The sequence below is a fragment of the Ruegeria sp. BB5 genome (genome assembly GCF_056539405.1).
The window spans coordinates 780254-804704 of sequence record NZ_JBQFUX010000001.1 but is presented as its reverse complement, the minus strand read 5'-3'; the positions used below and the strand labels follow the sequence as shown (position 1 = coordinate 804704).

Annotated in this window: 24 protein-coding genes; 8 read left to right on the top strand and 16 right to left on the bottom strand. The window is 58.2% G+C overall.

All coding sequences use genetic code 11. The features are described from left to right. Positions 1 to 91 precede the first annotated feature (91 nt). Positions 92 to 925 (top strand): ferredoxin--NADP reductase, encoded by an 834-nt coding sequence (locus ACR0DL_RS03940; protein ID WP_170349391.1) that lies wholly within the window; start codon positions 92 to 94, stop codon positions 923 to 925. 116 nt (positions 926 to 1041) lie between these two features. Beyond that, positions 1042 to 1632 carry a translation initiation factor IF-3 gene (gene infC / locus ACR0DL_RS03935; protein WP_437436676.1) on the top strand — a complete coding sequence of 197 codons (591 nt, stop codon included), beginning with the start codon at positions 1042 to 1044 and terminating at the stop codon, positions 1630 to 1632. Positions 1633 to 1710: 78 nt separating this feature from the next. Here the strand turns inward: infC and ACR0DL_RS03930 are convergent, their stop codons facing one another. Both ACR0DL_RS03930 and ACR0DL_RS03925 read right to left on the bottom strand, forming a co-directional pair. Next, positions 1711 to 3027 carry an aspartate aminotransferase family protein gene (locus ACR0DL_RS03930; protein ID WP_480687684.1) on the bottom strand — a complete coding sequence of 439 codons (1317 nt, stop codon included), beginning with the start codon at positions 3025 to 3027 and terminating at the stop codon, positions 1711 to 1713. Continuing rightward, positions 3024 to 3803, bottom strand: coding sequence for a beta-keto acid cleavage family enzyme (locus ACR0DL_RS03925; protein ID WP_480687682.1), 780 nt, complete (start codon positions 3801 to 3803; stop codon positions 3024 to 3026). Before ACR0DL_RS03925 ends, ACR0DL_RS03930 begins: the two co-directional genes overlap by 4 nt. Positions 3804 to 3892: 89 nt before the next feature. Between ACR0DL_RS03925 and ACR0DL_RS03920 the strand changes: the two genes are divergently transcribed. After that, the gene (locus ACR0DL_RS03920; protein WP_480687680.1) at positions 3893 to 4792 is read left to right on the top strand and encodes a MurR/RpiR family transcriptional regulator; all 900 of its coding nucleotides are present in this window, start codon (positions 3893 to 3895) and stop codon (positions 4790 to 4792) included. A gap of 43 nt (positions 4793 to 4835) precedes the next feature. On the opposite strand, the gene ACR0DL_RS03915 is transcribed toward ACR0DL_RS03920, so the two are convergent. The 5 genes from ACR0DL_RS03915 to ACR0DL_RS03895 all read right to left on the bottom strand — a co-directional run bounded on the left by ACR0DL_RS03915 (position 4836) and on the right by ACR0DL_RS03895 (position 10748). Beyond that, the gene (locus ACR0DL_RS03915; protein ID WP_480687678.1) at positions 4836 to 5627 is read right to left on the bottom strand and encodes an FAD binding domain-containing protein; all 792 of its coding nucleotides are present in this window, start codon (positions 5625 to 5627) and stop codon (positions 4836 to 4838) included. Between the two features lie 94 nt (positions 5628 to 5721). Further along, on the bottom strand, positions 5722 to 8082 hold the full coding sequence (locus ACR0DL_RS03910; RefSeq protein WP_480687676.1) for a xanthine dehydrogenase family protein molybdopterin-binding subunit: 2361 nt from the start codon (positions 8080 to 8082) through the stop codon (positions 5722 to 5724). Between the two features lie 79 nt (positions 8083 to 8161). After that, positions 8162 to 8647, bottom strand: coding sequence for a (2Fe-2S)-binding protein (locus ACR0DL_RS03905; protein ID WP_480687674.1), 486 nt, complete (start codon positions 8645 to 8647; stop codon positions 8162 to 8164). Between the two features lie 137 nt (positions 8648 to 8784). Continuing rightward, positions 8785 to 9783, bottom strand: coding sequence for a molybdopterin-binding protein (locus tag ACR0DL_RS03900; protein ID WP_480687672.1), 999 nt, complete (start codon positions 9781 to 9783; stop codon positions 8785 to 8787). Continuing rightward, on the bottom strand, positions 9780 to 10748 hold the full coding sequence (locus ACR0DL_RS03895) for an XdhC family protein (RefSeq protein WP_170348542.1): 969 nt from the start codon (positions 10746 to 10748) through the stop codon (positions 9780 to 9782). The genes ACR0DL_RS03900 and ACR0DL_RS03895 overlap by 4 nt, the downstream gene beginning before the upstream one ends. Positions 10749 to 10980: 232 nt before the next feature. Here ACR0DL_RS03895 and ACR0DL_RS03890 point away from each other — a divergent pair, with 232 nt between their 5' ends. Beyond that, complete coding sequence (locus ACR0DL_RS03890; protein ID WP_170348541.1) at positions 10981 to 11481, top strand: hypothetical protein; 501 nt, start codon at positions 10981 to 10983, stop codon at positions 11479 to 11481. A gap of 3 nt (positions 11482 to 11484) precedes the next feature. Here ACR0DL_RS03890 and ACR0DL_RS03885 read toward each other — a convergent pair whose 3' ends face one another. Next, positions 11485 to 12741, bottom strand: a complete 1257-nt coding sequence (locus tag ACR0DL_RS03885; RefSeq protein WP_170375106.1) for a vWA domain-containing protein — start codon at positions 12739 to 12741, stop codon at positions 11485 to 11487. Continuing rightward, positions 12741 to 13649 (bottom strand): AAA family ATPase, encoded by a 909-nt coding sequence (locus ACR0DL_RS03880; protein WP_226688515.1) that lies wholly within the window; start codon positions 13647 to 13649, stop codon positions 12741 to 12743. The genes ACR0DL_RS03885 and ACR0DL_RS03880 overlap by 1 nt, the downstream gene beginning before the upstream one ends. 134 nt (positions 13650 to 13783) lie before the next feature. On the opposite strand from ACR0DL_RS03880, the gene pyrC reads away from it, so the two are divergent. Continuing rightward, a complete protein-coding gene (pyrC, locus tag ACR0DL_RS03875; protein ID WP_170358222.1) occupies positions 13784 to 14821 on the top strand; it encodes a dihydroorotase in 1038 nt (345 codons plus the stop codon). Here the strand turns inward: pyrC and ACR0DL_RS03870 are convergent. After that, complete coding sequence (locus ACR0DL_RS03870; protein ID WP_480687669.1) at positions 14818 to 16113, bottom strand: MmgE/PrpD family protein; 1296 nt, start codon at positions 16111 to 16113, stop codon at positions 14818 to 14820. The genes pyrC and ACR0DL_RS03870 overlap by 4 nt on opposite strands. A gap of 37 nt (positions 16114 to 16150) precedes the next feature. Next, positions 16151 to 16597 (bottom strand): type II toxin-antitoxin system RatA family toxin, encoded by a 447-nt coding sequence (locus tag ACR0DL_RS03865; protein ID WP_170348536.1) that lies wholly within the window; start codon positions 16595 to 16597, stop codon positions 16151 to 16153. A 72-nt stretch (positions 16598 to 16669) separates the two neighbouring features. On the opposite strand from ACR0DL_RS03865, the gene hpt reads away from it, so the two are divergent. Continuing rightward, positions 16670 to 17212, top strand: a complete 543-nt coding sequence (gene hpt, locus ACR0DL_RS03860; protein WP_170348535.1) for a hypoxanthine phosphoribosyltransferase — start codon at positions 16670 to 16672, stop codon at positions 17210 to 17212. Here hpt and ACR0DL_RS03855 read toward each other — a convergent pair. Together ACR0DL_RS03855 and lipA are read right to left on the bottom strand one after the other, a co-directional pair. Next, positions 17199 to 18356: an amidohydrolase gene (locus tag ACR0DL_RS03855; protein WP_480687667.1), complete on the bottom strand. Its 1158-nt coding sequence runs from the start codon at positions 18354 to 18356 to the stop codon at positions 17199 to 17201. The genes hpt and ACR0DL_RS03855 overlap by 14 nt on opposite strands. After that, positions 18353 to 19303, bottom strand: a complete 951-nt coding sequence (lipA, locus tag ACR0DL_RS03850) for a lipoyl synthase (protein ID WP_170348533.1) — start codon at positions 19301 to 19303, stop codon at positions 18353 to 18355. The genes ACR0DL_RS03855 and lipA overlap by 4 nt, the downstream gene beginning before the upstream one ends. A gap of 264 nt (positions 19304 to 19567) precedes the next feature. Here lipA and ACR0DL_RS03845 point away from each other — a divergent pair, with 264 nt between their 5' ends. Then, the gene (locus ACR0DL_RS03845; protein ID WP_170409646.1) at positions 19568 to 20116 is read left to right on the top strand and encodes a peroxiredoxin; all 549 of its coding nucleotides are present in this window, start codon (positions 19568 to 19570) and stop codon (positions 20114 to 20116) included. 50 nt (positions 20117 to 20166) lie between these two features. Here ACR0DL_RS03845 and ACR0DL_RS03840 read toward each other — a convergent pair whose 3' ends face one another. Both ACR0DL_RS03840 and ACR0DL_RS03835 read right to left on the bottom strand, forming a co-directional pair. Next, positions 20167 to 21090 carry a hydrogen peroxide-inducible genes activator gene (locus ACR0DL_RS03840; protein ID WP_170358212.1) on the bottom strand — a complete coding sequence of 308 codons (924 nt, stop codon included), beginning with the start codon at positions 21088 to 21090 and terminating at the stop codon, positions 20167 to 20169. Positions 21091 to 21142: 52 nt separating this feature from the next. Further along, positions 21143 to 22264, bottom strand: coding sequence for a DUF6456 domain-containing protein (locus ACR0DL_RS03835; RefSeq protein ID WP_480687665.1), 1122 nt, complete (start codon positions 22262 to 22264; stop codon positions 21143 to 21145). A gap of 241 nt (positions 22265 to 22505) precedes the next feature. On the opposite strand from ACR0DL_RS03835, the gene ACR0DL_RS03830 reads away from it, so the two are divergent. Beyond that, a complete protein-coding gene (locus ACR0DL_RS03830) occupies positions 22506 to 22805 on the top strand; it encodes a DUF6477 family protein (protein WP_170375086.1) in 300 nt (99 codons plus the stop codon). Here the strand turns inward: ACR0DL_RS03830 and ACR0DL_RS03825 are convergent, their stop codons facing one another. Next, complete coding sequence (locus ACR0DL_RS03825; RefSeq protein ID WP_480687663.1) at positions 22806 to 24350, bottom strand: trimethylamine methyltransferase family protein; 1545 nt, start codon at positions 24348 to 24350, stop codon at positions 22806 to 22808. It abuts the gene before it with no gap. Between the last annotated feature and the right edge of the window lie 101 nt (positions 24351 to 24451).

Here is a 24451-nt window from a genome sequence, read left to right as displayed (position 1 = left end):
CTTGTGACTAAAGGGGGCAAACTGTCCCCTTTTCCTGCCTTGAAACAACGTTTAAACGGAGATGCCGGTCACGCTGACCGACAGTGAAACCATGACAGAGATGAAGCCCGTGACCGAAGCAACCGCCGTGAAGGCCCCCGTTCTGCCGGACGCCCAGACCGTAACCGACGTCAAACACTGGACCGACAGCCTGTTCTCGTTCAAGGTGTCGCGCCCTGCCTCGCTGCGTTTTCGCTCGGGTGAGTTCGTGATGATCGGCCTGTTGGGCGACAACGGCAAGCCGCTGTTGCGCGCATATTCCATCGCCTCGCCATCTTGGGACGAAGAGTTGGAGTTCTACTCGATCAAGGTGCAGGACGGCCCGCTGACTTCGAAACTGCAGCACATCAAACCGGGTGACCAGATCATCCTGCGGCCCAAACCCGTTGGCACGCTAGTCCATGACGCCCTGCTGCCTGGCAAACGCCTGTGGTTCTTCGCCACTGGCACCGGCTTTGCGCCCTTCGCCTCGTTGCTGCGCGAGCCGCAGACCTATGAGGATTATGACGAGGTCATCATTACACACACCTGCCGCGAAGTGGCGGAACTGGAATACGGCCGTCAACTGATTGACAGCATCCGTCAGGACGAGATGCTGGCCGAATTGATGGGTGAAGGCTTTGCCGACAAGATTCGCTATTACCCCACCACGACCCGCGAAGAGAGCCCCAAGATGGGCCGCATCACCAACCTGCTGAAGGACGGGACCGTGTTTTCCGATCTGGGCATCGAAGGCGGCATCAACCCTGACACCGACCGTGCCATGGTCTGCGGTTCGCTGGCCTTCAACCTGGACATCAAGGCGATCCTGGAAGAGTTCGGCCTGCGCGAAGGCGCCAATTCCGAACCCAAGGAATTCGTGATCGAAAAGGCCTTTGTGGGCTGATCTTCTGTCGCGGGCCGCTGGAATTACCGTGGCTCGCGCATAAACCCGCTGCAAACCTGTGAATTTCAGCCATTTCCGCGCGGATGGCGCTTGAAACGGGCCGCGCAGCAGTCTAAATTTCGGGCTCGAAATTCTGCAATCATCAAAGGAATGAACCAATAGCTCGCAGACCTCACAACGCGCCGCCGCAGCGAGACACCGGCCCGCGCGTCAATGATAAGATCCGTGCCCCCGAAATTCGCCTGATTGGCGCCGAAGGTGAAAACGTCGGGGTGGTTCATCCCGCCAAAGCAATGCAAATGGCCGCCGATGTCGGACTTGATTTGGTTGAAATCTCGCCCAATGCGAACCCGCCTGTCTGCAAGATCATGGATTTCGGCAAGTTCAAGTACGAACAGCAGAAACGCGAAAGCGAAGCACGCAAAAAGCAAAAAATCATCGAGGTGAAAGAGGTCAAATTCCGACCCAACACCGACACGCATGATTATGATGTGAAAATGCGCAACGTGTTCAAGTTTCTTGAAAACGGCGACAAGGTCAAAGTCACCCTGCGTTTCCGTGGTCGTGAGATGGCGCACCAGAACCTGGGCCGTGAGTTGTTGGAACGCGTGGCCGAAGACGTCAAGGATCTGGGCAAGATCGAAAACATGCCCAAAATGGAGGGCCGTCAGATGATCATGATGATCGGGCCTCTGCCGCAGAAATAAAGTTCTGACAGAATGAATGATCAAAGCCCCCTTTTCATAAGGGGGCTTTTTTCATTTCAAGCGCGCTGTCCCATACCGCTAGATCACGGACGCAATAGCCTTGCTCAGCTTGCTGACCATCTCATCAATCTGCGCGTCTTCGATGATGAAGGGCGGTGCTAACAGGATGTGATCCCCCAGCTGCCCATTGCGTGTGCCAGACATGGGATAGCAGATCAGGCCTTCGGCCAGCGCGGCATTTTTGATCTTGCCAGCCACCCCAAGCGCGGGGTCAAGCGGCGCCTTGACGTCTCGATCCGCCACCAGTTCAATGCCCCGGAACAATCCCCGACCCCGGATATCTCCGACATTCGGATGCTGGCCCAAAGCAGCCTCAAGTTTGGATTGGACCCTTTGACCCATGACCGCCACCCGAGCAGGTAGATCGCGTTGTGTCATTTCGCGGACAACTGCCAGGGCTGCCGCTGTCGCGACCGGATGGCCGATATAGGTGTGGCCGTGCTGAAAAAAACCAGACCCATTGCGGATCGCATCAAAAATCTGTGCGGTACACATCATCGCGCCGATGGGTTGGTATCCAGCGCCCAGCCCTTTGGCGATGCATAGAATATCCGGGGCAACCCCATCGTGATCACAGGCAAACAGATGCCCGGTCCGACCCATGCCGCACATCACCTCATCCAGGATCAACAACACACCATACTGGTCGCAGATTTCGCGGATGCGTTTGAAATACCCCTCAACCGCTGGCACCGCGCCCAAGGTTGCGCCAACAACCGGCTCGGCCATGAACGCCATCACGGTATCAGGACCCAGCCGCAGGATCTCGGCTTCAAGCTCATTGGCCACGCGCTGACCGTAGTCAAAGCTGCTCTCGCCGTCGGGTTTCTCCGCGTATTCATAACAGGGCGCGATATGAGTCATCTCGATCAGCATCGGTGCGAACTGCGCCCGCCGCCACGCGTTGCCTCCGGCTGACAAAGCCCCCAAAGTGTTCCCGTGATAGCTCTGCCGCCTGGCAATTACATGTCGCCGCTCAGGCTGGCCAATTTCCAAATAGTACTGCCGCGCCAGCTTGATCGCAGCCTCGGTCGCCTCGGATCCACCCGACACGAAATACACCCGGTCCAAGTCACCCGGAGCATGCTCGACCAGCAAATCCGCCAACGCTTCGGCCGGTTCCGAGGTCATGAACCCGGTATGCGCAAAGGCGATCTGCTCGACCTGTTCCTGCACTGCCCCGATGACGGATGGGTTGGAATGCCCCAGACACGACACCGCAGCATCACCACAATCCAGGTAGCGGCGGCCCTGCGCATCAATCAGGTAACACCCGTCCCCACCAGCCGCGATCGGCAGCTCTGATTTTGTATGGCGTGGAAATACGTGACTCATTTGACTGCCCTTTCCAGCTTGTCAACAAGCGCCGACACCGACGCGGCATTGTCTTTCCAAAGAGTTCCGCTCTCATCGGTCAGGCTGTTTTCAAACCCGACGCGAACGTCCCCGCCCTCCCCAGCAGCGTATGCCAGACAGGCATGTTCATGCGCGCCAAAGGCACACACCATCCATGGCGACAACCCTTTGGGAAATCTGTCCAGGTCCTGCGGGGTAGATTGCTGACCGGCCGTATAGCGCCCCAGAACAAAAATACACTCCGCCTGATTTTCACGCACAATTCCGACCTTTTGCCATTGCGCCAGCAAGTCGGCATCGTCAGCATCGTACAGAATATGCTGCACCCGCGTCCCCTGCGCGGCACACAGACCGTAAACCCGATCGGCCAATTCAGGCGAGCGCGCAATCTCCCGTATGGAAATCGACGCCCAATCCGGGCACACCTGCTCCAGACACGCAAACTGGGCGACCACATCGAACACGCCCGCGGCCTCGGTCGTGATTTGCAGATCCAGCCCGGGTACACTCTGACGCAGCGCGGCCATCGTTTCCCGGTATTGACCAGCGTCCAGAGAATGCTGCCCCTCCGCATCCCTGATATGCAGATGCAATCCGTTCGCGCCCACCGCAAAACAGGCGCGTGCGGTCTGGATAATCTGATCAGTGGATACCGGCAATTCCGGGTGATCCGACACCCCACGCCGCGCGCCATTTGGGGCGACAAGAACATAGGGCCGTCCAACAGTTTGGATTTTTGATTGCGAGTCCGACATGCACTTTCCTCGGCTAATACTTGCCCTATCTAATCTGCCAAAAATTGTTTTTTACTTGCTAATTGCATAACATTTGTTTTTTTACAGCTATGAACAGCACACCAACCCAGATCATCGACCGTCTGCGTCAAGAGATTGAACAGATGCCAGCTGCCCTGCAAGCTGCTGCCAAATACATCATCGACTACCCCGGAGATTTCGGCATTGATCCGATCCGTACCACAGCCACCCGGATCGGCGTCAGCTCGAATGTTCTGGTTCGTTTGGCGCAACGCATGGGTTTCGATGGTTTCGAGGCCTTCCGCACCCCATTCCGAAATGCTCTGGTTACCGACAGGGAAAGCGATCTGGGACAAGATTGGTTGAGCGCCCTGCAATCCGAGGATACCTTTGGCTCCTACCAAGCCAAACTGGTACAGAACGAACAGAACGTCGTCACACGGTCGCTGCGCCTCATGAAACCCGATAAAGTGCGCGAGGCCATCCAGTACATGACCAGGTCTCACCGGTGTTTCGTGACGGCCACGCGCGCCAGCTATGCGCTGGCCTACTATTTTTCCTATACAGGGCGCATGGCGCATCCGGGCATTCAGCTGGTGCCGCGCCATGTGGGATCCGCAACTGACGACCTATTGGATGCGGACCAACAGGATTGCCTGATCGCCATCACTGTTCATCCCTACTCGGCAGATACAATCCAATCGATGCGAATTGCGAAGCAACAGGGGCTGCGCCTGATCCTGATCTCGGACAGTGACGTGATCGCACCTGGGATCGAGCCTGATGTTACCTTCACCGTCAGCACCCGCGCCCTGCATCCGTTTTCCTGTTTCGCCGGCGCAATGGCCGTACTGGAATGCCTGCTGGGTCAACTTTTCGACGCAGGAGGTGAAGCTGCCCGTCAACGGTTAGACGCCTATCAAAAAGCGCGCGAAGACACCGGTGCGTATTGGCAGCCTTCAAAACCTCCAAGACTACGCCGTACCTAAAAAGCCCCGACTTGCGGCCGAGGCTTCAAGGGTTTTCTACCATTCACATACAGGCTTCGACGGCCCGTTTTGTCATGACAACAACAAGATGCGCGCGGTATTCTTTGCTACCATGCAGATCACCGATCATGTTTGCCGGATTGATACGTAGATCCATCAGAGCATCGGCCCTGAACTCTTTGTTCAATGCTTCCTCCGCTTCGGACCAACGGAAGACACCGTCTTCACTGGCGCCGGTCACAGCAACGCGCACCCCATCCGCAAAACGTGCAAGGTAGACACCCACCAGTGCAAACCGCGACGCAGGCTGCAGGAACTTCTGGTAGCTCGCCGCCTGTGGCACCGGGAACCGGACTGTGGTGATGATCTCACCTTCATCCAGTGCGGTCGAGAACATCCCTTCAAAGAAATCATCCGCCGCAATCTGGCGCGTATTGGTGATAATTGTCGCGCCCGACCCCAAAACGCCCGCCGGATAGCAAGCTGCAGGATCGTTATTGGCAACCGAACCGCCAATGGTGCCGCGATTGCGCACCGCGGGGTCACCAATCTGACCAGCCAACGCCGCCAGTGCAGGATAGCTGCCCGCCGCCTCTGCCGCGACGGTTGCATGTGTTGTCGCTCCCCCAATCGACACCGAGCCGTCGTCGTCAACACATACACCCTTCATCTCGGCTATCCCGCTCAGCGAGACCAGAGCGGAAGGTGCCGCCAGCCGTTGTTTCAGCGTCGGAATCAGTGTTTGCCCGCCTCCTAGGGCTTGGGCATCCTCAACCGCCAGAGCAGCAACCGCATCCGCAATGGTCGAGGGTTTCTCAAACTCGAAATTGTACATTTCGTCTTCCTTTCCGAAAGGCGCGGAACCGCCCTTCATCTGGCTGTAATTATTTCGGAGAGCGCGAGGGGCAGCCCCTCGCACCCCAAACCACTCAGCTGTTCATCGCCGCCCAAACGCGCGATGGGCTCATTGGCATGTCGATGTGATCCACCGCCTTTCCACCCGAGTTCAGCGCATCCAGCACCGCGTTCACCACTGCGGGTGGTGAACCGATCGCGCCAGCCTCACCACAGCCTTTGACACCCAGCGGGTTGTGCGTGCAGGGCGTTTGGCTGGAGTGGTCGACCGCATAGAACGGAACATCATCGGCACGCGGCATGGCGTAATCCATGTAGGAGGCGCTCAGCAGCTGGCCGTTCTCGTCATATGCGCAGTTCTCTAACAGCGCTTGACCAATGCCCTGACCGATACCACCGTGCACCTGGCCATCCACAATCATCGGGTTGACGATGTTGCCGAAATCGTCCGCGGCAGTGAACTTTTCGATGCTGACCTGTCCAGTTTCCGGGTCGACCTCAACTTCACAGGCATAGGCCCCTGCGGGGAAGGTAAAGTTGGCCGGATCATAGAACGCGGTTTCCTCCAATCCCGGTTCGACCTCCAGCGGGTAATTGTGCGGAACATAAGCCGTGAGGGTCACATCTCCCCAAGCAACCGATTTATCGGTTCCCGCGACACTAAACTGACCGTCCTTGAGTTCGATATCGGCCTCGGACGCCTCAAGCAGGTGCGCCGCGATCCGCTTGGCTTTCTCGATCACCTTCTCGGTTGCTTTGACCATGGCCGAGCCGCAAACCGCCAACGAACGAGAACCATAAGTGCCCATGCCGAATGGAATCTTGGAGGTATCGCCATGCACGATCTCAACCATCGACTCGTCAATGCCGATCATGTCAGCCACAACCTGCGGAAAGGCGGTTTCATGCCCTTGCCCATGGCTGTGTGCACCAACCATGACACTGATCGAACCGGTCGCGTTCACCCGAACGGTCGCCGCATCATAAAGACCCGCACGAGCGCCAAGCATGCCAACGATGTTCGAAGGCGCGATACCGCAAGCCTCAATATAGCAGTTGATGCCCAAACCTCGCAGCTTGCCCTTTGCCTCGCTTTCCGCACGACGCGCGGCATACCCTGCAAGATCGGCCGCAGTCTCAAGCTTGTCCATCGTCCCGTTGTAGTCCCCGGTGTCATAGGTCAGCGCCACCGGCGTGTCATAGGGGAACTGGGTGACAAAGTTCTGACGGCGCAGGGCAATCGGATCGACGCCCAACTCGCGCGCAGCCTTGTCCACGACACGCTCCAGTTGGAATGTCGCCTCGGGCCGCCCTGCTCCTCGGTACGCATCCACCGGCACTGTATTGGTGAACATCGCCTTCACGTTCACCTGAATGACCGGCGTCTTGTAATTGCCCGCCATCAGCGTGCCGTGCAGCCATGTTGGAACCGAGCTGGAGAACGTCGACAGATAAGCGCCCAGATTGGCAAAGGTGTTGGTGCGCAGACCGACAAAGTTATTATCTGCATCAAGCGCCAGCTCGATGGTGCTGACGTGATCGCGGCCATGGGCGTCCGACATAAAAGCCTCGGACCGGCTGGACGACCATTTGACCGCACGGTTGCAGGCCTTGGCGGCGAAGGTGCAGAACGCCTCTTCGGCATAGTGGAAAATTTTGGTACCAAAGCCGCCGCCGACATCCGGGGCCACAACGCGCACCTTATGTTCGGGCAAGCCCAGAACAAATGCACACATCAGCAATCGGATCACATGCGGGTTTTGTGACGTTGTGTACAGCGTGTATTCATCCGTGCTGCGCTTGTATTCGGCTACGGCCACGCGCGGCTCCATCGGGTTCGCCACCAGACGGTTGTTCACAAGATCCAACGTGGTCACATGCGCCGCATTGGCGAAAACCTCGTTTACCTTGGCATCATCTGCCTCACCCAACTGCCAGTCATAGCAGATGTTGTTCTTCAGATCGTCATGAACCAGCGTCGCGCCATCCTGCGCGGCGGCTTTCATATCCATGACGGCAGGCAATTCCTCGATGTCGACGTCAATCGCCTCGGCGGCATCACGTGCCTGTTCAAGACTGTCAGCGACAACCGCCGCAATCGGGTCGCCCACATGGCGTACCTTGCCTTGCGCCAGAATGGGGTGCGGCGGCTCTTGCATAGGCGCGCCATGCTTGTCGGTGACTTCCCAGCCGCAGGGCATCCCCCCCACACCTTCGAAATCTTTACCGGTGAATACCTTGACCACGCCGGGCATACCCTCGGCGGCCGAGGTGTCGACGCTTTTGATCCGTCCATGCGCGATGTCGGAACGCAGAAAATGTACATAGGCCTGGCCGGCCACGTTAATATCGTCGGTATAATTGCCGTCTCCGGTCAGAAAGCGCACGTCTTCGCGGCGCTTGGAACTGGCTCCGATGCCACTGTCTTTGGGCATTGCTTGTTCTCCTCCCAATAACGGATGCTTATGCACCCTTTGTCATCCCACGGGCGTCTCGCTTACGCCCGCAGCGGCATCATTCGGCAGCGATGCTGCTGACGTCCTGACCTGACGCGGCCATGATCGCCTTGACGATGTTGTGGTATCCGGTGCAGCGGCACAAGTTGCCTTCCAGATACTTGCGGATTTCAGCTTCGGTCGGGCGCGGATTGTCTTTCAGCAACGCCGCCGTACTCATCACCATGCCTGGCGTACAGAAACCGCATTGCAACCCGTGATGATCCTGAAAGGCCTGTTGGATAGTGTTGAGCGAACCATCGTCGTTGGCCTGCCCTTCAATCGTGCCGACATCTGCGCCGTCAGCTTCCAGCGCCAGCATGTTGCAGGATTTGACCGCCTCGCCATTCACATGGACCACACACGCGCCGCATTGTGCAGTGTCGCATCCTACATGCGTTCCGGTCAGTGACAGATGATCGCGCAGAAAACTGGACAGCAATGTCCGGTCCTCGACATCACCGCTCACGGATTTTCCGTTCACGGTCATTGAGACCTGTGTCATTCGCTCCTCCCAAAATGAAACTCCCTGGCCCGAGTTAAACACGGGAATTTTTGTTTGAGAACAAAAATATTTAGCGATTTGCCCAGGAGGTCATTTGGTTAGCCTTCATAAGTATTACGTTGTCTCAGAAAGGCAAATTATCGCCGCGATGCCCGCGGTTGCGGCCGCGTCGGAATCTCTTTAAGCAACCCACCCACGCCCATTGCGGCAATGTCTGTTCCGGTCGTGTTGATTCCGCAGGCGACACGGGACAGCACCCAATCGGCCCCGTTCAACGCTGGTGACCGCGCGCATCCCGGCAACCCGATCACCGGTCGCGATCCTAGCGAGCCAAGAAATAGCAGATTGCCCGGATCGACCGGCATGCCGAACCGATCCACTTGCCCACCTGCAGCCCGCACCGCCTGAGGGGCGACATCAGCCACATCCGAGGTGGCCGACCCGGTTAGGATCATCGCTACCTGGCCTTGTATCTCAGAGACAGCTTGCGCAATCGCATCCGTCTGGTGCGGGACGATGCGGACATCGGTCATCTCCATCCCCAGTGCCTCGACCCGGCCCCGGATTGCGGCAATGCCTTTTTCATTCGAAGGCCCGCCGGGAATGTCGGTCACCACCAGCCCGGCTTTTTTGTAAACTGGTGTGGCAAGGCGGATGGCACCCTTTGCCACTTGTGAGGCTTCAAGAACATCCGCTTTTGGAACGGCATAGGATATGACTTTGATCGTCGCGACCATACCTCCTGCGCCCATCTGCTGATGTTGCGGCACGGTGGCAACTGTGATCATTGGGTTGACCTGATTGAACGCCTCAAGCGCTTCGACTTTTAGAACCACAACACCCGGCCCGTCCGCCAACAGGTTCACGCGCCCGGTGAATGGCTGGGTCACCCTTAGCGCAGCAGCTTTCGGATCGGGCGCCAGGGCATCGGCCAGCATCCCAGCGGCCTTGTCCTCATGACAATCTCCGGGTTCCAGCCGGGCGACCGTGACGGCCTCATACCCAGCGGCGGCCAGTTGTTCCTGATGCTCGGGCGTCAGAACGATCCCTTTGCGCAGCTTGGCGTCCTGGACCTGCACGGAATGCGCAAGGATGGCTCCGGCAGCTTGATCAACGGGAACGGGGCCGAACTTCACGCTTTGCCTCGCAGCACAGCTGTCATTTGCGCCAAAATGGCCACGGCGATTTCCGAAGGCCCCGCAGCCCCGATATCCAACCCGATGGGGCCATGAATACGGGCGATCTGTGCGTCGGTAAAGCCAGCCTCTTTCATCCGTGCCACCCGCTTGGCATGAGTTCGGGTCGATCCCAGGGCGCCGATATAGAACACACCCGCCTGCAAAGCTGATTCCAAGGCTGGATCGTCCAGCTTTGGGTCATGGGTCAACAGCACCACCGCCGTGCGCGCGTCCAAGCCCAGTTTGGCCACCGCCTCATCCGGCCAATCGGTCAAAATCTTCTCACCCGGAAATCGTGCGTCCGAGGCAAAGGCGTCGCGAGGATCGATGATAGCCGGGTCATACCCGGCGATCCGCGCCATCGGCACCAACGCCTGCGCAATATGGACCGCGCCAACAATGATAAGCCGCAGCGGGGGATTATGGACCGCGACGAATGTTTGGCCATCTTCCTCAAACCCCGAACGGTCCATACGCAACCGGTCTGCATAAGCGTTGCGGCGCAGGGCTCGATGACCGGTTTCGATGTTCACTTCGTATGCCACGGGGTCACGCCCGGCACGCGCCTTAACCAGCTCACGCAGCATAGGTTCGGGCAGCACGCTGCCCACCGGCTCGACCAGAACCCGGATAGTACCACCACAGGCCAGACCCACGGCAAAGGCGTCCTCGTCGCTGACGCCGAATTCCAACAGGCGCGCTTCGCCTTCGTCGATCGCCTCCAGCGCCTCGACCACAACTGCGCCTTCGACACAACCGCCCGAGACCGAACCTTCGATCCGTCCATCCGCACCTATGACCAGCTGCGCACCAACACGGCGCGGGGCACTGCCCCAGGTCTCCACCACTGTGGCCAGGGCTGTGGGCTGCCCTTCACTGAACCAGCGCAAGGCCGTTTCCGGGCTGTTGTCGAATCTGTCCATTAACACTCTCCGCCAGCGTTCTGACCCAACATAGGCAGGTTTCGCCATATGAAAAGGAAACCCGGCCATCAACTCTGTGCGTGAGTTCAAAGTTCGGAACCTTCGGCGCAATTTAGCCCGGATACCCGCCATAACCGCAAGGGATTGATTGTCACGGAGCCTGATTCTAGCTTACACGCGACTAGTGCATTCTAGTATGCGCATATTTTATTTTCGCAAGGGAGACAGAGACTTGAAACGCATTTTTACACTCGGAACAGCAATTGCCCTGTTGGCGTCAACCGCAGTCAGCGCGGACACATTCCTGCGTTATGGCGAAGTTGAAGGGTGGAAGGTCTTCATCGACCAAGAAAAGAAATCCTGCCTAATCGAGGCCGTAGATAGCGCTGAAAACGTGGTGCAGATGGGGCTTACCGAAGATCGTGGCGTAGGCTATGTGGGCGTATTCACCAAAGCCAAGACCGACATCAAGCGTGGCGAAAAAGAAGCCGTGGCGATTCTGCTGGGCGACAACGTTTATGTCGGCGAAGCCACCGGCATGAAGGGTAACATTACCAAGGGCTATTCTGGCGGCTATGTTCTGTCAGATGATCCCCAATTCGCTGAGGATATCGCAAAACAAAAGGTCATGGTCGTGTTCCCGGAAAAGGAATTCGCCTTCACCGTTGATTTGACCGGCACCTACAAGGCCATGGAAATGGCGCGTAAGTGCAACGAAGAACAGCTGGGCTAAGGGTCAGCCGGAAAGCGCGGTCATCAGCCGCGCTTTCTCACCCATATCATCAGGCTTTGAGATTGCGGCGGCTAGGTCTTCCAGTGACGCAATTGAATGACCGGCGCGGAAACTGTCCACATGCGGCAGCATGGCCACCACGCCCTGCGCCTTGGGCATGAACCCATCCCAACGCAACAGCGGATTAAGCCAGATCAGGCGGCGAGACGACAGATGTAGCCGTTCCACCTCTCGACCCAACGCGTCGGGGTCGCCGCGATCCAGCCCGTCTGAGATCAGCAAAACCACCGCCCCCTGCCCCATAACCCTGCGCGACCAATCGCGGTTGAACGCGTGCAGGCATTCTCCGATCCGGGTTCCGCCCTCCCAGTCTTGCGCTTCGGCACCAGCCGCAGCAAGTGCTGCATCCACATCGCGTTGTTGCAAATGACGGGTGATGTTGGTCAGGCGTGTGCCAAAGGTAAAGGCATGCACCTTGGCCCATCCCGCCCCCTTGGTGTTCGAAACAGAGTGCAGGAAGTGCAAGATAAGCCGGCTGTATTGGCTCATCGATCCCGAAATATCACACAGCACCACAAGGTTGGGCCAACGCGGCTTAGGCTTTAGGCGTGCGATATCGCGCAGTTCTCCGCCTTGACGCATGGCCGCTCGTAAGGTCCGCGCACGGTCAATCCGGTGCCCCAGATGGCTGGCTTGCCCACGGCGGGATTCGATCGGCTTTACGGGCAAAGCCAATCGCGCCAGCATGCGTTTGGCCTGCGCGATCTCGGCAGTACTCATCTGTTCGAAATCCAGGCTGCGCAACAATTCCTCGGTCGACGCGGTTTTTGAGGCGTCGATCTCCAGCTCTGTTTCGCCCTCGTCCTCATCAACGTCTGGCGGGTCACGTTCGACTCCGTCCAACAACGCCTCAGCCGCACGCTTTTCGGCGGCGTCGGCCTTGCGTTCCTCTTGCACGCCACGGATCGCGGGCAACATCAACGACATCATATGTTCAAGATACCGCGGGTCGCGCCAATACAGGCGAAAGACCTGCGCAAACACCGTGCGATGTTCGGGGCGGTTCACGAAACAAGCGTGCAAGGTCCAGTAGAAATCCTGTTTCTCTGTAAATCCTGCTGCCTGAACGGCACGTATGGCATCAACCACCCGACCTGTCCCGATGGGCAAACCGGCCTTGCGCAAGGCTCGCGCAAAATGAGTGATGTTTTGCGCCAGCTTTGGATTGTCGGGGATATCAAGCGGTAGTTGTTCGGCCATCAGGCCAATTCCAGATCAGCTTTCGCCTGATCCAAAATCCGCTTAGCCTCGGACCCCTGCAGCTTTTGAATGTCGTCTTGGTATTTCAGGATCGCGCCCAACGTGTCGCCGATCACTTCGGGGCTTAGGTTGATCACGTCCAGCGCCAGCAAGCATTTGGCCCAGTCTACCGTCTCGGCCACGCCGGGTTTCTTGAACAGATCCTCGGTGCGCAGACGTTGGACAAAAGCAACGACCTCACGGCTGAGCGCCTCGGTCGCTTCAGGGGCTCTGGTGTGAAGGATTTCGATCTCACGGTCGAAATCGGGATAGTCGACCCAGTGATATAAGCAACGCCGTTTCAGCGCGTCATGCACTTCGCGCGTGCGGTTTGAGGTCACGATCACGATCGGTGGCTGGGGCGCTTTAACAGTACCCAGTTCGGGAATGGTGACCTGAAAATCGCTGAGCGCTTCAAGCAAAAAGGCCTCAAAGGGTTCGTCGGTTCGGTCCAACTCGTCAATCAGCAGGACCGGCGCACCATTTTCATCCGGGCGCATGGCCTGCAGCAATGGGCGCTCGACAAGGTACTCATCCGAGAACAACTCAGACTGCAAGGTCCCGCGGTCTGCCCCGCCCGCCGCCTCGGCCGTGCGGATCGCCACCATCTGTGCCGGGAAATTCCATTCATATACGGCCGAGGACGCATCCAACCCCTCGTAACACTGCAACCGGATCAGGCGTCGGTTCAGCCCAGCGGCCATTGCCTTTGCGATTTCGGTTTTTCCGACCCCGGCCTCACCTTCCAGAAACAACGGCCGGCCCAATTTTAGCGACAGAAACACAACCGTAGCCAAGGCCCGCCCGCAGACATAGCCCTGCGCGCCCAGCATTTTCTGAACGGCGTCGATGGAATCCGGCTGTGTCATGTCAATCTTCTCCTTCGCCTCAACTGGTCATGGCTGTGTTCAAGCGTCAAGGCCATAGTCTTTCCAGACATACGGTGATCTGAGTCGTTGACAAGGTCTTTTCCGGCGGCGGGCTCTGTGCTAGCCGGTGCGCCATGACCGATAGCATCACGATCCGCCGCCCCGACGACTGGCATCTGCACTTGCGCGACGGCGCTATGCTGCAGGCCGTCTTGCCCGAAACCGCGCGACATTTTGCCCGTGCCATCATCATGCCGAACTTGGTGCCGCCGGTAGTGCGCGGCGATCAGGCCGCCGCTTATCGCGACCGTATCCTGGCTGCCCTGCCCGATGGCATGAGCTTTGAGCCGCTGATGACGCTGTATCTGACCGAAGACACCGATGCCGACGACGTCGCCGCCGCGCATGCCAGCGGGTTGGTCAAAGCGGTCAAACTGTATCCGGCGGGCGCCACGACCAACTCAGCCTCGGGCGTGCAGGATTTCGACAATGTCCGCTCGGTGTTGGAAAAGATGGCCGAGATCGGACTGCCCTTGTGCGTCCATGGCGAGGTCACCGACCCCGAGGTCGACATCTTCGACCGTGAGGCCGTGTTCATCGACCGTATTCTGGATCCGATCCGCAAGGCGACACCCGGACTGCGCGTGGTGATGGAACACATCACGACCAAAGACGGTGTGGATTATGTGAAATCGAACGACGCTGATCTGGGCGCGACCATCACGGCGCACCACCTGATCATCAACCGCAACCACATTCTGGTCGGTGGGATCAAACCGCACTACTACTGCTTGCCTGTCGCCAAGCGAGAGGAACACCGACTGGCGCTGCTGGCCGCTGCAACCTCGGGCGATGCGCGGTATTTTCTGGGCACCGACAGCGCGCCGCATACGGATGCCAACAAGGAAATGGCCTGCGGTTGTGCCGGCTGTTTCACCGCGACAAACACAATGTCGCTGGTGGCCGAGATGTTCGAATCACAAGGTGCGCTGGACAAGCTGGAAGGCTTCGTCTCGCTCAACGGGCCTGCGTTCTACTGCCTACCGGTGAACGAAGACACCATTACCCTGACCAAGGGCGCCCCCGTGGAATACCCGAACAAAATCGAGACCGAGGACGGCCCCGTGACGGTGTTTGAGCCGGGCTTCGCTTTGCACTGGCGCGTGGTTTAACCCGCCAGCATCCGTGCCAAATCGCGGGCGCGACCGCCGGTGCGCAGCATCGACCAGATCGCGTCCGCCTCTTCGCCACCGATCAGCTTGCCTGCCTTGCCGCGCACGCGGTCTTCGCGATCAGACAGGGTCATCGGTGCCATCAGATCATGCGTCGCTTCAAGCCGCGCCCCGTCGCGGCGCAGCAGGGTCAGATGCGCCTGCGTTTCCGTCAGGGTCTCATCCGCCTCAACCGCGATCCTGTCGCGTAAAGATATCAGTCGCGGGTCAGCACAGACCTTTTCCGAATAGCTGCCCGGCAAGGCCGTATCATGGCCAAGCGCCTGCATGGCGATCACGGTGCGATATGAAAACTTCGCCCCCAGCCCGGTCGTCGGAGACATCTGGTTACAAACGCTCATCCAGCGCGGGTGGGTCTTGATCTTGATCTCGGCCACTTCGGGTTCGGCGATGTCCAGATCACGCGCGGCCTCAAGCGCGGCGTGTAGGCCGTGGCAACAGGCGTGGAACTTATGGCTGACTGTTTCGAACAGCCATTCATCGCCCAACCCATCTAAAGCGGTTTGCGCATCCGCCTGGCCGCTATGGGTCGCACCAAACCCATACTGACCTTCCAAAGCGTTCATGTTCGGCGTGAAGCCTTTAGCGATCAGCAACGCTGCCTCGACCCCGGCCGAGGCCGCAAGCCCAGCATTATAGGGTTTGCCCATTGTTCCGAATTGCGTCTTGAGGCCAGCCGCGCGGGTGGCCGTCAACCCAAGCGTTTTTTGCATCTGATCCGCGTCGAAGCCAAGGATACGCCCTGCCGCAACGGCCGCACCGAACGCGCCTGCCGTAGCGGTTTGGTGAAACCCCGCCTGATAGTGATCCCGTCCAAGCCACAGCCCTACACGGATCGAAACCTCCATCCCCACCAGCGCGGCCTCAAGGAAATCGACCAGGATGCGGTCATCCCATTCGCTCAGCGCCAGCGCGGCGGGCAGAATCGCAACCGAAGGATGACCGATATGGGCAAAGTGCGTGTCATCGTAATCCAATGCATGCGACACAGTGCCATTGACCAATGCCGCCCCACGCAACGGCGCCGCCCCTCCGCCAAAAAGATGCGCCTGCGCGGCGCCCTCTTCACCCAAAACAAGGTCTCGAACTGTCTTTGAGACCGGCTCATCAACCCCGACCCGTCCAACGGCTATCCAGTCCAGTACAGACAGAGATGTTACGACTCGCGTTTGCAAAGTCGTCTCAACGGGCCCGGCAGCAAACCCTGCAAGTGATGTGGAAAAATCGCTCATGGGCGCAGTCTAGCGTGCCCCGTATGCGGGTAAAGACCTAGCCGTACAAATCCGCAGCACGGGTTTCGAACGCCTGCACGATCCGGTGCATGGCCTCGTTGAACACAACACCGATGATACCTTGCAGGATGGCGTTCTTGAATTCAAAATCCACATGGAAGGACACGTTGCAGCCCCCCTGAGGCGCGTCTGCGAACTGCCAATCGGATTTCATGTATTTGAACGGGCCGTCCAGATATTCCGTGTCGATCTTCATCTGATCAGGAAACAGCGTCACCCGGCTGCCAAACCTTTCACGGAAAACTTTGAACGAGATGATCAGGTCCGCCTCCATCACCTGCGCCTCGCCCGCGGCATAGGTCCGGCGAATACGGGCCGCGGCACACCAGGGTAGAAATTCGGGATACTTCGCCACGTCCGCGATCAGGTCGTACATCTGCTGCGCCGTATACGGCAGGTGGCGGGTTTCCGAATGAGTAGGCATGGCGTCCAGTATTAACAGGTGACAATGGCGCGTGATTTCGTATGTTGCGCGCCAAAGATCAAGGGGGCAGCGATGAGCGACCGTGCATATGTGATAGATGAGATGATCTCGGCGAAGGCCATCGCCGCCCGGATCGAGGAGTTGTGTCGCGAAATCAGCACTGAATACAAAGACACCGACAAGCTGGTCGTGGTCGGCCTGTTGCGCGGCAGTTTCGTCTTTATTGCCGACCTAGTGCGCGAGCTGGACCTGCCGATCGAGGTGGATTTCCTTGAAGCGTCATCCTATGGCGATTCAATGGAAAGCAGCCGGGAAGTGCGCATTCTCAAAGACTTGCGCGGCGCTATCGAAGGGCGCGACGTTCTGGTCGTCGAGGATATCGTCGATACCGGTCACACACTGAACCACGTCACCCATTTGCTGCAAAGCCGTAAACCCGCGCGACTGAGATCTATCGCTCTGCTAGACAAACCCAGCCGGCGCGAGGTCGATTTCCGATCCGACTGGATCGGGTTCGAGATTCCGGATGAATTTGTTGTGGGTTATGGAATCGACTACGCGCAGCGCAATCGTAACCTGCCGTTCATCGGCAAGGTTCGCTTTACCGAGGATTGATCGGGCCCAGTACCTGTTGAATGGCGGCTACGAAAATCCCGGTACCGACCGGGATCAGCGCATCCGGGAAATCGTAGTCTGGGTTGTGCAGTTGTGGGTGGCCCACTCCTGAGCCCAGCCAGAACATAGCAGCTTTGGCGTCTTTGCCGAACTGCCCAAAATCTTCCGAGAACTTCTGCGGGTAAGCCGTCACTTCACAAGGTACATCCGTTTCAGAGCAAGATCGGCTTAGGATATCGACGGCGTCAGACGCGTTCACGCAGGCTTCGAAGACGTCTTCATAGGTGATTTCGTATCTGAGCCCTTGATCCAATGCCGCTTGCGCAACCAGCGCCTCGGCCTCTTCGATCAGGCTTTGCATCCGCGCATCAGCGACGGTGCGCAATGTCACCCACAGCTCGGCCCGGCCTGGCGCCACGCCAAAGGTCGGTTCACCAAGATTGACATGCGTCACGGTCGTCAGCGCAAAATCGGCGTCCAGCGAACCGCCACTTCCCAGCCTCGCCATTTGCGGCATCAACGCTGCCAGTGCACCCGCGGGTGAGATCCCATCCTGCGGCGCCGCCGCGTGCGAGGTCTTACCCTTCAAAACAACCTTCATCCCGCGCGACGCACAGTTTGCCGGACCCTCACACAGCTGTACGTCCCCCAACGTCAGCCCTGGCAGATTGTGCAGGGAAAACAGGTAATCCGGCGCGATCTCGGAAAACTTGGGGTCGGCCCGGTAGGCGATAGCCCCTCGCCCGGTTTCCTCGGCAGGTTGGAAGATTAATACTACCCGTCCCTGCAGAGGACGGTTTTGATTTAAGTGATCTGCGACACCCAGAACCATCACCATATGCCCGTCATGCCCACACAGATGTCCTTTGCCTGGAATGCGCGAGGCATAGGCTGCGCCGGACAGCTCTTGAATGGGCAAACCATCAAGCTCGCATCGAATGGCAACTGTCGGCCCGGCCTGCCCGCTGTCGAACACACCCGCCACGCCGTGCCCACCGATTCCCGTCAAAACCTGATCTGCGCCACGGGCACGCAATTCGTTCGCGATCCGAGCGGCCGTCAACTCTTCCTGGCCCGAAAGTTCCGGGGATTGGTGCAGTTCGTGACGCAGCCGGGTAAGCTGCGCGTGTGTGTCAGGTGTCACCCTTGCTCCAACTTCTTCTGGCGTGCATCGCGCAGGCGGGCAAAATCGTCGCCCGCGTGGTAGGACGACCGGGTCAGAGGCGTTGCCGACACCATCAGGAAGCCTTTGCCAAAGGCCGCTTTCTCATAAGATGCGAACTCTTCAGGCGTGACAAAGCGGTCGACGCCATGGTGTTTCGGCGTGGGCTGCAGGTATTGGCCGATGGTCAGAAAATCGATGTCAGCGGCGCGCATGTCATCCATGACTTGCCGGACCTGCTGTTCGTCTTCCCCCAGACCGACCATGATGCCCGATTTAGTGAAAATCGAAGGGTCCATTTCTTTGACCCGCTGCAACAGGCGCAGCGAATGGAAATAGCGCGCACCGGGGCGCACTTCGGGATACAGCCCCGGGACGGTTTCAAGGTTGTGGTTGAACACGTCCGGCTTGGCTTCGACTACAACTTCCAGAACCGAGGGGTCACACTTCAGAAAATCTGGCGTAAGAATCTCGATCGTTGTCTTAGGCGAACGGTGCCGTACGGCGCGAATGGTCTGCGCGAAATGCTCCGCCCCACCGTCGGCCAGGTCATCGCGGTCTACGGACGTTATGACCACATGGTTCAGCCCCAGTTTCTGCACGGCGTGTGCCACGCGTCCGGGCTCAAACGCGTCCAGATCATCTGGGCGGCCGGTGGCAATGTTGCAGAATGTACAGCCGCGGGTACAGATCTCGCCCATGATCATCATGGTGGCGTGGCCCTGGCTCCAGCATTCGCCCACATTCGGACACCCGGCCTCTTCGCATACCGTAACCAGATTGTTCTCGCGCATGATTTTGTGAGTTTCGGCATAGCCCTTACCACCGGGTGCCTTTACGCGAATCCACTTCGGCTTTTTCGGTTGCGCATTGTCCTGACGATGCGCCTTTTCGGGATGACGTTGTTCGGGGATCTTCAGATCACGCACGGTTTGCTTTCCTGACTTTGGGTCATTTTGCTTCGACATAATATAAACTGCAGCGGTTAGCTACGCCACCCATGCATAGCTGCCATAACAGCGCACTATGCAATTGCAGAAGAGCACCCAGCAAGTCCCGACAAAGTTTCATTGAAAACAGCACGCTTTGAGGACTTCACAAGAATTCGCGTTCGCAGCAACAATCACGTTGAAGCCAATTTAGAACTGTTTTAAATCTTCAGCAGTTCACAGATGAATCACAGGAAATTGAGCATGAAATCCGGTACTAAACTGCCTGACGTAACCTTTCACACCCGCGTCCGTGACGAGGCTGTCGAAGGCCCCAACCCGTTCCGTTGGGAAGACAAGACCACTGCAGATTACTTTGCCGGTAAACGGGTGATCCTGTTCTCGTTGCCCGGTGCATTCACCCCCACCTGTTCGACCTACCAACTGCCCGGGTTTGAAAACGGCTATGCCGAATTCAAGGAAAAAGGCATCGACGACATCTATTGCATGTCAGTGAATGACAGCTTTGTCATGAACAAATGGGCACAGGACCAAGGTCTGGAAAACGTCAAGGTCATTCCAGACGGATCTGGAGAGTTCACTCGCAAGATGGGCATGCTGGTCGACAAGGACAATCTGGGTTTCGGCATGCGCTCGTGGCGCTATGCCACCATCATCAATGACGGTGTGGTTGAGGCATGGTTCGAAGAGCCCGGCCTGATGGATAACTGCCCCGAAGATCCCTATGGCGTGTCGTCCCCGGACAACCTTAAAAAGCACCTGAACGAAGCCAAAGAGCCCGCACTGGCCTAAGCTTCGCGCTAAATCAAAGCAAAGGCCCGCCCATGGCGGGTCTTTTCATTTCAGGCGCGTGTTGCGGTGACGATGTCCTCTCCGACTTGGCGGATGACCTGAGCCAGACCGTCGAACCAATCCTCTCCCACAGTCGATGCACGCCGGACCAGACCAACCGTCCGCGCCGGTTGCGGCGTGCCAAAGCGCAGCAGTTTCAATCCGGGAACGGCGTCAGATTCCGCGCGCGCGGCCAGTTCGGGCATGAGAGTCAGACCAAACCCCTCAGCCACCAATCGTGACAACGTCGCAAGCGATGACGCACCCATATTGATCAGGCCGCTGCTTCGATCCCGACCGCAGACCTCAAGCGCCTGATCGGTCAGACAGTGACCGTCATCAAGCAACATCAGTTGCGCGGTCTGCAGGTCCAGCGGCCGTAATGCTTCGGGGTTGGGGACCATGCCCTTCAAGCGCGCTGAGCTGCCAGCCAACAGGAAGCGATCCTGAAACAGAGGCAGTTCGAACAACTCACTCCCACCGGCGGGCAAAGCCATGACGCCGGCGTCGATTTCCCCGGCGCGCAGCATAGTCAGCAAACGCTCAGTTCTGGCTTCGCGCACCTGCACGCGCAACGACACATCGGACGATCGCAACCCAGCCAGCACACCCGGCAGTAAATACGGCGCGATCGTTGGGATAATCCCGATCGCCAACGACCTGTGCCCCCCAGAGCGATCCTTGGCAAACTGATCTAACCTGTCCGCCGCTCCAAGAACCTGACGCGCATGATCCAGCACGTCGCGCCCTAGCGGGGTCAGCAGAATATCACGCGCCTGACGTTCGAAAAGCGGACCGCCCAAACTGTCCTCTAACGCCTTGATCTGCACGGACAAGGCGGGCTGAGACACGTGGCACACCTGGGCGGCCCGACCGAAATTGCGCTGTTCTGCGACTGCACTGAAGTATTTCAGCTGTCTAAGGGTAAAATTCATAACCTTTGATTATCACCCATCCACCAAAGTGCAACCAAAACATATCGCACCGTTAACCGATCATGCGATTGCGCTCGGACTGCCCCTCATAATGTCGCTTGAGCCGCTGCAACGCGATCCGCAACACGATCTTGCCCGAGCGCGCCGACCAGCCCATCCGCTTTTCCGCAAGCTCTAGCCCTTCGAGGTAGCAACAGCAGCGCAAAGCAACATCGCTGAGGCCCGGACCCAGATCCGACAAAGCATGTTCAACCCGATCCCGTGCGTCCGACGCCCCGTGCCCAGCATGGGCTTCACTGTTGAAACCACCGCGCCCCCCTGCAGTCAGAAAATGGTCCCAATTCTGTGCGACCTGAGGGCCAATCTGCGCCAGTTCGAAATCCTCACGCAGGCGTTCGCCCGCCGCCACAAGTGTTTCATCAAGAAAAGGCTTTCCATCCCGATCTCGCCGACGTGCCAATGCGATCAGGGGACTTTCCGCTGCACTATAACGAATCCGCCGAGGCCGGTCGGGTTTTGCAGTCGCACTTTGATTAGGTGACATTTGCGCTTGGAACGGAGCTTGTGCATCTGCCATTCCAAATTCACTACGCTCACGCGCTTTGTTCTCGGCCTCGGCAATAAGGCGGCTCAGCGCCGTGCGGCCCGACGAAGAAATCCGATACCGCGAAATCCGTCCGGGATTGTCGCAGGAAATCCAGTCTTTCAGAGCCAGCGCCTGCGCAATCTTGCAATCCACAACCGCTGTTCGTGTGGCGCCGCTGTCTCCGGTGTCGCGGACCACCACGGCCTTGTCCATTTCCTCAGCCACAGCAAGCACTGACCCCGTTTCACACAAACGGCGCAAAATTCGCAGTGCCTCGCGGTTGAATTCTTCGTCCTTGGCGGCGGCGGTTTCTTTTTCGGTCACAGCCAAGGCCCCGGATTGGATCGGGCCCGTGCCTTCGGCTGAATCCGAGAAATGCGTTTCCGCCAGAGATTGCAGCGCGGCATCCACCAAGGGATCGTCCCGTCGCATTTCGATGCGCCTGATTTGTCTGAGTATGGTCGAAGCATGGCACCCTGCGGATCGCGCAATATCGCGGATCGACTGTCCGGTCTCTGTGTGGGCAAGGTATCGTTGTGCCCCCTCAGGTACCCAGGCCGGGATGGTGAATGCCATGTTCTTTTCCATAGTTACTTGCCCTCGTCGACACAACAATCTGTTTTCAATCGCCCCCGATGAATTTGTTAACCAATTCTAACTAGAGTTGCTTTCGTTACTCGTTCGTTAACCCGCAGCGACAAGGACCAGATTTGATTCAAAAACATAAACACTCATGAAGTTAGAGTTCGGCGCGAACCCAATCAAGGCAACACCCGCTTAGGTTGTGTCACACATTCAGGGACGTTCACTCACACAAGGGAACCCCGGAATGCAGGACCTGATGACCATGATTACCACGCTCCGCCGCCCTCGCCTGTTGGCACGGGCCGCGAAACACGGGGCGCAGGACTATGACCGGGATCGGCACCTGCAGCGCATCCTTGGCTATGGATCACTGCCCGGCACGGGCGCGGCTCTGATGCGGCTGATGGAAATGGAGCGAGAGGTTAACGCGCAGCGCGTCGAAGAGGACGCAGCCTATTCGCTGGTCCGTCATTTGGACCTGCTGATCGCGTTGTTGGGCGAGGCGCAGCTGTTTCAGGCCAGCCGCGCCGCGCAATATCAGTGATCAGGTAAAGGCATCCGGCATGGATGCTTTTTTCTTGTCAACGTACTCGTTCAGAGCAGCATTGATTGCCGGGTCGAGTTGCGGTTGCTGGTAGTTGGCCAGCAGATGCTCTACTCGGGCAGAGGCCAGTTGACGCGTGTCACGCCCGCCTTCATCTTCCCAGGTTTCGAACGGTTTGTAGTCCAGCATTTCCGACTTCCAGAACGCGTCCTTGAAGTTCGCCTGCGTATGCGCACAACCCAGATAGTGGCCGCCCGGACCAACCTCGCGGATCGCATCCATCGCCTGCGCGTTCTCGTCGTAAGCCACGCCTTTGGCCAAGCCGTGCAGCACGCCCAGTTGATCCGCATCCATGACGAACTTCTCGAAATCCGCAACCAGACCGCCTTCAAGCCAACCGCAGGAGTGCAGCATGAAGTTCACGCCTGACATCAGGCCCATGTTCAGCGAGTTTGCTGTTTCGTAAGCAGCCTGCGCGTCGGGCAGTTTCGAGCCACAGAACGACCCGGCCGAGCGGAACGGCAGGTTCAGGCGACGCGCCAGCTGACCCGCACCATAGGTGACCATCGACGCCTCAGGCGTACCAAAGGTCGGTGCGCCCGAGTTCATATCAATCGACGACACGAACGCCCCAAAGATCGCCGGGGCACCCGGACGGATGATCTGGCTATACGCGACACCGGCCAGAACTTCGGCCAGAACCTGCGTCAACGTCCCTGCCACCGAAACCGGTGCCATCGCGCCACCCACGATAAAGGGAGAGATAATGCAGGCCTGATTGTTAGCCGCGTAAACTTCAAGCGAACCCATCATCACGTCGTCGAAGGTCATCGGCGAGTTGATGTTGGTCAGCGAGGTCATCACTGTGTTTTCCTGCACGAACTCTTTGCCGAACAGGATCTCGCACATCTCTACCGAATCCTGCGCCCGGCTGGGATCGGTGACCGAGCCCATGAACGGTTTATCGGACAGCGTCATGTGCGCCATCAGCATGTCCAGGTGGCGTTTGTTAACCGGCACGTCGGTCGGTTCGCACACAGTCCCGCCCGAGTGGTGCAACCACTTGGACATATAGGCCAGTTTCACGAACTTGTTGAAATCGTCCATGGTCGCATAGCGACGGCCACCTTGCGCGTCGCGCACAAATGGAGGGCCGTAGACCGGTGCCAGCACCAGATTGCGGCCCCCGATGACAACCGATTTCTCGGGGTTGCGCGCGTGTTGTTTGAACTCGCTAGGGGCAGTTTTGATCAGCTCGCGCGCCAGACCGCGCGGGATGCGAACACGTTCACCATCTACATCAGCCCCGGCATCTTTCCAGCGCTGCAGCGCGCCCGGATTGTCGACGAAGTTAACGCCGACCTCAGCCAGAATGGTTTCCGCATTGGTTTCAATGATCTCCAACGCTTCTGCGTTGAGGACCTCGAAATTCGGAATATTCCGTTCGATATATTTTGCAGTTTCGATTCGAACTGCGGTGCGCTCGGCCCTGCGGGCGGCACCACCACCGCCTCTGGCTCTGCGTCGGGTGTTTGCCTCTGCCATGAGATAATCCCGTTAGTCATGTTCACGTTGCAAATCGTGTTACCGGAACCGCAGATCACACCAGACGTGGATTACGGCGCTATAGGGGTAAAAGCGACATG